Genomic DNA, 9,960 nt, shown 5'->3' with positions numbered 1-9,960 from the left:
GGCCGCGTGCTCGCCGCCGACGTGCTCGCACTGTGCGACCTGCCGCACTACGCGTCGTCGGCCATGGACGGCTGGGCGGTACGTGGCGACGGCCCGTGGGCCATCACCACCGGCGCCCTCGCCCCGGGCACGGCGTCGGTGGTGCAGACCGGCGGCCTCATACCGGATGGCGCGGATGCCGTGCTGCGCAGCGAGAGCGGCAGCGTGCGCGACCAGGCTGGTCGGTCCGTGCTCTCGTCGACCACCGACGAGCCTCGCCCGGCCCAGCACGTTCGCGCCGCGGGGGGCGAGGCACGGCTCTCCGATGTTCTGATCGCCGCCGGCACGCTCATCAACCCGGCGCACATCGCCGTGGCGGCGGCGGGTGGCCACGATGTGCTTTCGGTGATCCAGCGACCGCGGATCGCGCTGCTCTTCACCGGGGACGAGGTGGTGGAGTCCGGCATCCCCGGCCCTGGCCAGGTGCGGGACAGCTTTGGGCCGCAACTTCCGGCAGTGCTCGGCATGCTCGGCGGAATCGTGATCTCGGAGGGTCGCGTGCGCGACGACCTCGCGGCAACGGTCGCCGCGCTCGGCGATGGCCAGCACGACTCCGACCTGGTCATCACGACCGGGGGCACCGGAGACTCGCCCGTTGACCACATCCATGCCGCGCTTCGGTCGCTCGGCGCGGAGTTGCTGATCACCCGGGTTGCGATGCGCCCTGGCGGCCCCAGCCTGCTCGCTCGGCTGCCGGACGGGCGCCTGCTGGTCGGCCTGCCCGGCAACCCGCTCGCCGCGATGATGGGCCTGCTCACCCTCGTCGAACCGGTGATCGCCGCGCTCGGCGGAAGGCCGGAGCCAACGGTCGGCTCGGTGGCCACCGCCGACTCCCTGCCTGGACGGCCCGGGTCGAGCATCCTCGTGCCTTACCGCGTTCTCGACGGCCACGCGGTCGCCAACCAGTGGCTCGGCTCCGGCATGATGCGCGGCCTCTCGGATGCCGCGGCAGTGCTCATTGTGCCGCCGACCGGCGTTCAGGCCGGCGAGGCGGCCGAGACCGTCGCCCTGCCGTGGAGCCGGGGCTGAGCGCTGCCGCGCCGCCGTCCGCTCTCGACGTCGGGGTTAGCGCACCCCGAGCAGGTCGATGATAAAGATGAGCGTGCGGCCGGAGAGCCGGTGCCCGCCACCCGCTTCGCCGTAGGCGAGGTGGGGCGGCACGATGAGCTGCCGGCGCCCGCCGACCTTCATGCTGGGGATTCCGACCTGCCAGCCGGCGATGAGCGAGGCGAGCGGGAAGTCGACCGACTGCCCGCGGTTCCAGGAGGAGTCGAACTCCTCCCCCGTCTCGAAGTCGACGCCCAGGTAGTGCACGTCGACGGTGTCGCCCGGTTTTGCCTCGGCCCCGGTGCCGATCTCGATGTCGCTGATGACGAGTTCGACGGGAGCCTCCCCGTCGTAGAACTCGATCTCGGGCTTGGTCTTGTTGGACTCAGTCATGGGTCAATTCAAGCAGAGTCGGCGCGACTGCATGTTCAGTGTGCGTGAGCGGCCGCTGCGGCCCGGAGCGCCGCGATCTGCACTGCCGAGTCGCCGCCGTTGAAGACGCTCGACCCCGCGACGAACGTGTCGGCCCCCGCCTCGGCGGCGGCCACGATGGTCTCCTCGTTGATGCCGCCGTCCACCTGGAGCCAGATGTCCAGCCCCAGCCGGGACACGGCGTCGCGGAGCAGGCCGAGCTTGGGCATCGTCGACCTGATGAAGCTCTGGCCGCCGAATCCTGGTTCAACCGTCATCACGAGCACCTGGTCGAACTCGGGCAGCAGTTCCAGGTACGGCTCGATCCGCGTGCCCGGCTTCACCGCGAGGCCGGCGCGGGCGCCGATGTCCCTCAGCCGCCTGGCGAGGTCGACGGCATCGCCGACCGCCTCGGCGTGGAAGGTCACCGAGTACGCGCCGGCCTCCGCGTAGCCGGGCGCCCACCGGTCAGGATCGTCGATCATCAGGTGTACGTCGAGCGGCAGGGGCGTCACCCGCTGCAGCGACTCGACCATCCGCTGCCCGAAGGTGAGGTTGGGCACGAAGTGGTTGTCCATCACGTCCACGTGCACGAGATCCGCGGTCGCGATGCGGCCCAGCTCACGCTCGAGGTTCGCGAAATCGGCCGTCAGGATGCTCGGATTGATTCGCACGGTCATGAGTCGAGCCTAGAGGGAACGCTGCATCAGGCAGATGAACATGGCGTCCGTGCCGTGGCGGTGCGGCCACAGCTGCACGTGCAGCCCGGTGTCGCCGAGGTCGAGCGGGCGCTTCGTCACCCCCGCGAGCACGGACGGGGTATCGAGCCTGACAATCCCGTCCGTCTTCGCGAGCACGGTGTCCAGGACGACCCTGGTCTCGGCGAGATGAGGCGAGCAGGTGACGTAGGCGAGGATGCCGCCGGGCGCGAGCGCCGTGAGGCCGGACTCCAGCAGCTCGGCCTGCAGCACGGCGAGCTCAGCGACATCCTTCGGCTGTTTGCGCCAGCGCGCCTCCGGTCGGCGCCGCAGCGCCCCGAGGCCCGTGCACGGCGCGTCGATCAGGATGCGGTCGAACTGCCCGGGCAACCGCGCGCCGACCGTCCTGCCGTCGAATTCGAGCACCTGGGGCGGGTCGGCGAACACCGAGAGCGCCTTGCGCACCAGTTCGGCCCTCGCCGGGGTGACCTCGTTGGCGACCAGCGTCGCCCCGCCCTCGAGCGCCTCCGCCGCGAGCAGAGCCGCCTTGCCGCCCGGACCGGCGCAGAGGTCGAGCCAGCGCTCCCCCGGCACGATCGGCTTCGCCCGGCTGAGCGCGAGGGCCGCGAGCTGCGAACCCTCGTCCTGCACTCGCGCGCGCCCCTCGTCGACCGCCGGCCACAGCCCAGGGTCCCCGCCGTCGCTCACCGCGGCGAGCGGGGAGTACTTCGCCTTCTGCGCGCCTCGGATCTCGGCGATGGTGGCGAGGCCGGGAAGGGCGACGAGGCTCACCCGCGGGGCGAAGTTGTCTGCGATGAGCAGGTCCTCGAGCTCCTCGGCCCTGCCCTCGGCGGCCAGCGCCCGGCGGAAGGCCCGAACTACCCACACCGGATGCGAATGCTCGAGCGACAGTCGCTCGTCGTCGCTGCGGGGGCTGGCCATCACTCTCGCGCGCCACTCGTCCGGAGTGCTGCGTGAGATTGTGCGCAGCACCCCGTTGACGAAGCCGGCGGCAGAACGTGTTCCGACCTCGTGGGCGAGGGACACGGATTCGTCGACGGCGGCGTGCTGGGCCACCCGCATCGACAGCAGCTGGTGGGCACCGAGCCGCAGAACGTCGAGGATCGGCGAGTCGATCTCCTCGGTCGGGCGGTTGGCCGCGAGTCGGATCACGGCGTCGTAGTAGCCCTGCTGGCGCAGGGTGCCATAGGTCAGTTCCGTCGCGAGCGCCGCGTCCTGCTGGCCGAGTCGCGCGCGCTCGAGCTTCACCGGAAGCAGGAGGTTTGCGTAGGCATCCGACTCCCGCACGGCCATGATCACCTCGATCGCCACCCGGCGCGCGGGTTGCACGCGGCCGACCGGGGCGGGCGGCCGGGCGTCTCGGCGGCGTTCGCCGCGCACGCCGCTCACTGGGCCACCAGCGACGAGCCGGCCGCGCGGCCGCGCCACCAGTCTGCGGCGCGCATCGCCTTCTTGCCCGCCGGCTGCACCGAGAGCAGTTCGAGGGGCTCGCTCCCGGTGCCGGCGAGCAGCCGACGCCCGGACAGCGCGAGGTGCCCGGGCGCGAGACGCGGCTCGTCCCTGGCGATCTGGCTGTCGAGCACCTTGAGTCTCAGCCCGTCCAGGGTGGTGAACGCGCCGGGTTCCGGAGTGACTCCGCGGATCGTGTTCAGCACGGTCGTCGCGGGTTCCGTCCAGTCGATGCGGCCATCCTCCAGTTCGAGTTTGGGAGCGAGGGTCACGTCGCCGTGCTGCCGAACGGCACGCGCCGTGCCGTCGGCCAGCGCGTCGACGACGCGGAGCAGCAGCTCGGCGCCGGAGAGGGCGAGCGAGTCGAGCAGGTGCCCGGCGGTCTCGTGCGCGCCGATCGGTTGCGTGAGGTGGCCGAACACGTCCCCGGCGTCGAGCTCCGGCACGAGCTGGAACACGGATGCCCCGGTCAGGTCGTCGCCCGCCATGATCGCCCGCTGCACGGGGGCGGCACCGCGCCAGCGGGGCAGGAGCGAGAAGTGCAGATTGATCCAGCCGAGCCGGGGCAGCGACAGCAGCGGTTCGCGCACGAGCCCGCCGTATGCCACGATCACGCCGAGGTCCGGCCGGAGCTCGGCGACCGCCTCGGTGGCAGCCCCCGCGAGGCGATTGGCCTTGATCACCGGATAGCCGAGTTCGGCCGCCGCCGCCGCGACCGGGGTCGGCGTAAGCTCCCCGCGTCTGCCCTGCGGCGAGTCCTCGCGGGTGACGACCGCGAGCAGCTCGTGCCGGCTCGCCGCGATCGCCGCGAGGCTCGGCACGGCGGCCGCCGGGCTGCCGGCGAAGACCAGCTCCATTTCCCTCATTCGTCAGCTCGTTCCGGTAGTCAGCCGAGAACCTGCTCGGTGTTGTCGAACGACAGTGCGTCGTCGAAGCGGACTTTAAGTGTAGGCAGTGGCGCGCGCCCCGCCGCCCCACCCGCGCGCTTTCGGCGATTGGTGGCGTTGCGGATGACCTCGGCGCGCAAGGCGGATGCCACGGGCGCGCCCTCCCCGTAGTCGAACCGCACGATGGCCCGCACGCCGCCCGCCGCAAGTTCCACCGGGCCGAGCACGTCGACCCGCTCGATGCCCGCGATGGACTCGACGGCCCGCTGCACGTCATCCTCCCCGCCGGTGACGGTCGCCACGCGCACGGCCGGCGGGAACCGCAGCCGGCGGCGGTCGGCGAGTTCCGACCGCGCATAGTCCGAGCGCCGCCAGGTGGCGAGAGCGGAGGCGAGCGCTCCCCCCACGCCGACCAGCACGCTCGTGGCGCCCGGGGCGGCCAGGGCGACGGCGTTGCACCACCAGCGCAGGCAGTCCTCGCCCACCCGCAGGCTCTCCCTGGCGATCATCCGCTCCCCGTCGAGCAGCAGCACGGCCCGGTAGCCCCCGGCCGCGACCGGCTCCGCTCCCCGGGTGGCGATGACGAGCGCCGGCTCGGACCCTAAGGTGAGGATCGGCCGCTCGCCGTCGGCGATGATCACCCGCACGCCGGGGAACGCCCGGCCGAGATCCTCGGCGGTGCGGCCGGCGCCCTGGCCGACGAGGCGGAGCTTCGTTCCCTCGCAGTTGCCGCAGGCCCAGGCTGCGGCGATCGCCCCGCACCAGCCGCAGGACGGCACGGCGCGGGCGCTGCGGAGTCCGAGCGGGCCGTCGCACTTGGCGCAGCGGGCCGTCTGGCCGCAGGTGCCGCAGGACAGTCGGGGGGCGTAGCCGGGCCGCGCCACCTGCACGAGAACCGGGCCGTGTTCGAGGGCCGCCCTCGCCTCCCGCCACGCGCTCGAGGGGATGCGGGCCTGGGCCGCGAGCCTGTCCTGCCCCGGCTGCTGCGAGGTGGGGATCACCCGCGGCTGGTACGAGCGCTCCGGCCCGACCTCGCCGAGCCAGCCGAGTTCCACGAGCCGCTCCACCTCGGTGCTCCTGGCGTGGCCGAAGAAGAACAGCGCGCTGCCCTGCTGCTCCTGGCGCACGAGCGCGGCATCCCTGGCGTGCACGTACGGGCTGAGCGGTTCGACGTGCAGCGGGTCGCCGTCGTCCCAGATCGCGATCAGGCCGAGCCTCGCGGCCGGGGCGTAGACGACGGAGCGGTTGCCGACGATGGCGAGCGGGGTCTCGCCGAGGCAGGCGAGCACCGCGCGGTAACGGTCGGGGTTTGACTGCCGCGCGTCGAGGTGCACGACACGCTCGGGCGGCAGCACCGCCTCGAGCGCGGCCACGAGTTGCTCCTGGTCGCGGTAGTCGGGAACGCACAGGATGGCGGAGCCGCCCCGCGCGAGCGCGAGCGTCGCCGTCGCCGCCATCTCGGTGGCCCAGTGGCCGACCCAGCGACCGCCGGGAACCTCCACCACGATCGGCACGGAATCGACGGCGAGCCGCTCGCCCCCGGCGAGGGCAGACTCGAACCGGGCCGTGTCGAAGCCGGGGACGGCGACAGTGTGCACCGGCACGGCGGTCTCGACCGACTCGCCGGCCAGCCAGGCCTTCTCCACCCGCACCTGCCGCCTGGGCACGGCGAGACGCACGATGTCGCTGGCGTTGCCGGCCGCGCGATCCGCGAGTCTCCGCGCGAGGGACCAGACCTCCGGGGTGAGGATGCGCACCGGGGACACCACGGAGTCGAGGTCGCTCAGCACACCGGTGTAGCCGCCGGCATCCCCCACCTCGACGATAATCCCGTCGGCCACGCGCCCCGCCGAGCGCAACGGCACCTTCACCCGCACGCCCGGCACCGCCTCGGCGAGGAGCTCCGACGGAATGCGATAGTCGAAGAGCCGGTCGAGCTGCGGCAGCGGCGAATCGATGAGCACCCGGGCGACTCGCGCCGAGGCGGACACGGCTAAAGCCCGGCAGCGCTGCGCAGGTCGTCCACGCGGTCGAGCCGTTCCCAGGTGAACTCGGGAAGCTCGCGCCCGAAGTGGCCGTAGGTGGCGGTGGCGGCGTAGATCGGGCGCAGCAGGTCGAGGTCGCGGATGATCGCCGCCGGGCGCAGATCGAAGACCTCGCGAATGGCATCGATGATCGACGCCTCCGCCACGTGCGCCGTGCCGAAGGACTCCACGTAGAGCCCGACCGGCGCGGCCTTGCCGATCGCGTAGGCCACCTGCACCTCGAGGCGGTCGGCCAGCCCGGCCGCGACCACGTTCTTGGCGACCCAGCGCATGGCGTAGGCGGCCGAGCGGTCGACCTTCGACGGGTCCTTGCCGCTGAAGGCCCCTCCACCGTGGCGGCTGGCCCCGCCGTATGTGTCGACGATGATCTTGCGGCCGGTGAGCCCGGCGTCGCCCTGCGGGCCACCGATCTCGAACCGTCCGGTGGGGTTGATGAGCACGCGCGGGTCGACGCTGTCGAGCTCGATGCGGTCGAGCACCGGGCGGATGACGAGCTCCTCGATCTCCGCGCGAAGGGTCTGGGTGCTCACGAGCGGCGAGTGCTGGGTCGACAGCACCACGGTCTCGACGGTGCGCGGCACGATCCCGTCGTAGCCGATCGTCACCTGCGTCTTGCCGTCGGGCCGGAGGTAGTCCACAACCCCGGTCTTGCGCACCTCGGCGAGCCGCTCGGCCAGGCGGTGGGCGAGCCAGATCGGCACCGGCATATACTCTGGGGTCTCGGTCGTGGCGTAGCCGAACATGATTCCCTGGTCGCCGGCTCCCTGCCGGTCGAGGTCGTCGCCGCTCGACTCCTCGCGGCTCTCGAAGGCGTCGTCGACGCCCTGCGCGATGTCCGGTGACTGGCCGCCGATGGACACCGAGACGCCGCACGACCGGCCGTCGAACCAGACCTCGGAGGAGTTGTAGCCGATGTTCCAGATGCGGTCGCGCACGATCGTCGGGATGTCGACGTAACCGGAGGTGGTGACCTCGCCGGCGACGTGCACGAGACCGGTGGTGACCAGGGTCTCGACGGCCACGCGACTGTGCGGGTCGACGGCGAGCAGGGCATCCAGGATGCTGTCCGAGATCTGGTCGCAGATCTTATCCGGGTGACCCTCAGTCACCGACTCTGACGTAAAGAGGCGTAGGGGTACGTGCGCTGATGCGGTCATGTCTGCCTCGCTAGGAATGTGTCTCGTGTCATGCGGCAGGGCGAACGGCTGAGTCGATCATCCCCCGGGACGCACCAGAACGTCGAGAATACGACCAGCGACCGACGCCTTGCTGCCTGAAGCCTCAATCACTATATCGCCGCGCCTGTCGAGCACGATGACCGTGTTGCCTTCCGTGGCGAAGCCCTCGTTCCAACCCACCCTGTTGACGACAAGAAAGTCGCTGCCCTTTCGCGCCACCTTCGCCCGGCCGAGCTCGAGCAGTCGATCACGGTCGGCCTCGGTCTCCGCGGCGAACCCCACGATCACCTGGCCCGGGCGGCGGTTCTCGCCGAGGGAGGCCAGGATGTCCGGGTTGCGCACGAGCTCGAGCGTGAGGCGATCGCCGTGCTCGTCCTTCTTGATCTTCGACTCCGCGATCTTCTCCGGCCGGTAGTCGGCGACGGCGGCCGCCATGATGATCACGTCGGCGGTCTGCGCCGCGAGCGCCATGGCATCCGCCAGTTCGAGCGTGGACACGACGTGCTGCACGTGGATGGATGCCGGGGCGTCGATCTCGAGGTTCGCCCCGACGAGCGTGACGTCGGCCCCGCGCGCGGCGGCCGCGATCGCAATGGCTGCGCCCTGCCTGCCACTCGAGCGGTTACCGATGTAGCGCACTGGGTCGAGGGCCTCCCGCGTGCCGCCGGCGCTGACGACGATCCGGCGCCCGGCGAGGTCCTTCGGAACGAGCACGGCGAGGGCGGCGGCGACGATGTCGTCCGGCTCGACCATGCGGCCCGGCCCGGAGTCCGCGCCGGTCAGCTGTCCGACGCCCGGTCCGACGATCGTCACGCCCCGGGATCTCAGGGTGGCGACGTTCGCGACGGTCGCGGGGTTCTGCCACATCTCGGTGTGCATCGCCGGGGCGAGCACGATCGGCCCCCGGCTCGCGAGGATGGTGTTGCCGAGGAGGTCGTCGGCGAGGCCGACGGCGAGCTTTGCGATGGTGTTGGCGGTGGCCGGCGCGACGACGATGAGGTCGGCTGCCTGCCCGATCGCCACGTGCCGCACCTCCGCCACCCCCTCGTAGAGGTCGGTGTGCACGGGGTTGCGACTGATCGCCTCGAGCGTGGGCTTGCCCACGAATCGCAGCGCCGCATCCGTCGCCACCACGTGCACGTCGTGCCCGGCGAGCACGAGGGCACGAACCACGGCCACGGCCTTATACGCCGCGATGCCGCCGGTTATCCCGACGACGATGTTCAGCTGGCCACTCATACGAGGAGCCTAGAGGGAAGTTACTCGGCCGGTTCGGCGAGCGCCTTCACGACGAGCTTGTCCTCGTTGATCTCGTGCATTGCGACCGACAGCGGCTTGTCGTCGATCGTCGAGTCGACGAGGGGTCCGACGTTGTCGAAGAGGCTTCCCTCGTGGAGGTCGGCATAGTAGTCGTTGATCTGGCGGGCCCGCTTGGACGCGAAGATCACGAGCGCGTACTTCGAGTCGACCTTCGACAGCAGTTCGTCGATGGGCGGATCGATGATGCCCTTGGCGCGTTCAACCATGCGTGATACTCCTGTTATTTCTTGGGGATTGCCATCAAGTCTACGACCTCGCGGGCGGCCTGGCTGACTTCGTGGTTGACGACCCGGTAATCGAACTCGTCCTGGGCGGCCAATTCGACCTTCGCCGTCTCGAGCCTGCGCTGCTGTTCGACCGAATCCTCGGTGCCCCGGCCGATCAGCCGGCGCACGAGTTCCTCCCACGTCGGCGGCAGCAGAAACACGAGCACCGCCTCCGGCATCGCCATGCGCACCGATCGTGCACCCTGGAGGTCGATCTCGAGCAGCACACTCTGGCCGCGCGCGAGCGCCTCCTCGATGGGCTCCCGAGGGGTGCCATAGCGGAACGCGTTGTGCACCGTCGCCGTCTCGAGCATCTGCCCGGTCTCGATCAGCCGGTCGAACTGCTCGTCGCTCACGAAGAAGTAGTTGACCCCGTCAACCTCGCCCGGGCGGGGCGACCTCGTCGTCGCCGAGACGGACAGGTGCACGTCCGGGTGGTTCTCCCGGATGTACGTGGAGACGGTGCCCTTGCCGACGGCGGTGGGGCCGGCGAGCACCACGAGACGAGCAAGCTCCTGCTCCTGCTCCTGCTCCTGACCGCGATTCTCCCGGCGATCGAGCCACTCGCGCAGGCGTCGACGCTGCCGCACGCCGAGCCC

At 71.2% G+C, this 9,960-nt stretch carries 10 protein-coding genes; 1 reads left to right on the top strand and 9 read right to left on the bottom strand.

The annotated features are described in order from the left end of the window. Positions 1-1,068, top strand: a 1,068-nt coding sequence (locus tag VIM54_RS04635) for a molybdopterin molybdotransferase MoeA (RefSeq protein ID WP_331899568.1), incomplete at its 5' end; no start/stop codon positions are given. A 36-nt stretch (positions 1,069-1,104) separates the two neighbouring features. On the opposite strand, the gene VIM54_RS04630 is transcribed toward VIM54_RS04635, so the two are convergent. The 9 genes from VIM54_RS04630 to gmk form a co-directional block, all read right to left on the bottom strand. Further along, positions 1,105-1,479: an FKBP-type peptidyl-prolyl cis-trans isomerase gene (locus tag VIM54_RS04630; RefSeq protein ID WP_331899566.1), complete on the bottom strand. Its 375-nt coding sequence runs from the start codon at positions 1,477-1,479 to the stop codon at positions 1,105-1,107. A 35-nt stretch (positions 1,480-1,514) separates the two neighbouring features. After that, positions 1,515-2,177: a ribulose-phosphate 3-epimerase gene (gene rpe, locus VIM54_RS04625; protein ID WP_331899564.1), complete on the bottom strand. Its 663-nt coding sequence runs from the start codon at positions 2,175-2,177 to the stop codon at positions 1,515-1,517. Positions 2,178-2,186: 9 nt separating this feature from the next. Beyond that, a complete protein-coding gene (locus VIM54_RS04620; RefSeq protein ID WP_414673170.1) occupies positions 2,187-3,596 on the bottom strand; it encodes an RsmB/NOP family class I SAM-dependent RNA methyltransferase in 1,410 nt (469 codons plus the stop codon). Between the two features lie 5 nt (positions 3,597-3,601). Continuing rightward, a complete protein-coding gene (fmt, locus tag VIM54_RS04615) occupies positions 3,602-4,522 on the bottom strand; it encodes a methionyl-tRNA formyltransferase (RefSeq protein WP_331899570.1) in 921 nt (306 codons plus the stop codon). 29 nt (positions 4,523-4,551) lie between these two features. After that, complete coding sequence (locus tag VIM54_RS04610) at positions 4,552-6,543, bottom strand: primosomal protein N' (RefSeq protein WP_331899561.1); 1,992 nt, start codon at positions 6,541-6,543, stop codon at positions 4,552-4,554. A gap of 2 nt (positions 6,544-6,545) precedes the next feature. Then, positions 6,546-7,754 (bottom strand): methionine adenosyltransferase, encoded by a 1,209-nt coding sequence (metK, locus tag VIM54_RS04605; RefSeq protein ID WP_331899559.1) that lies wholly within the window; start codon positions 7,752-7,754, stop codon positions 6,546-6,548. Between the two features lie 57 nt (positions 7,755-7,811). Next, entirely contained in the window at positions 7,812-9,014 is a 1,203-nt protein-coding gene (gene coaBC, locus VIM54_RS04600) for a bifunctional phosphopantothenoylcysteine decarboxylase/phosphopantothenate--cysteine ligase CoaBC (RefSeq protein WP_331899557.1), read from the bottom strand. A gap of 20 nt (positions 9,015-9,034) precedes the next feature. Further along, positions 9,035-9,301, bottom strand: a complete 267-nt coding sequence (rpoZ, locus tag VIM54_RS04595) for a DNA-directed RNA polymerase subunit omega (RefSeq protein ID WP_147782328.1) — start codon at positions 9,299-9,301, stop codon at positions 9,035-9,037. A 14-nt stretch (positions 9,302-9,315) separates the two neighbouring features. Further along, positions 9,316-9,960 (bottom strand): guanylate kinase (gene gmk, locus VIM54_RS04590; protein WP_331899554.1); only part of this gene is annotated, 645 nt, incomplete at its 5' end.

Source organism: Lacisediminihabitans sp. (genome assembly GCF_036569425.1).
GTDB lineage: Bacteria > Actinomycetota > Actinomycetes > Actinomycetales > Microbacteriaceae > Lacisediminihabitans.
The sequence above is the reverse complement of the archived record's forward strand: the minus strand, read 5'-3'. Positions and strand labels throughout refer to the sequence as shown.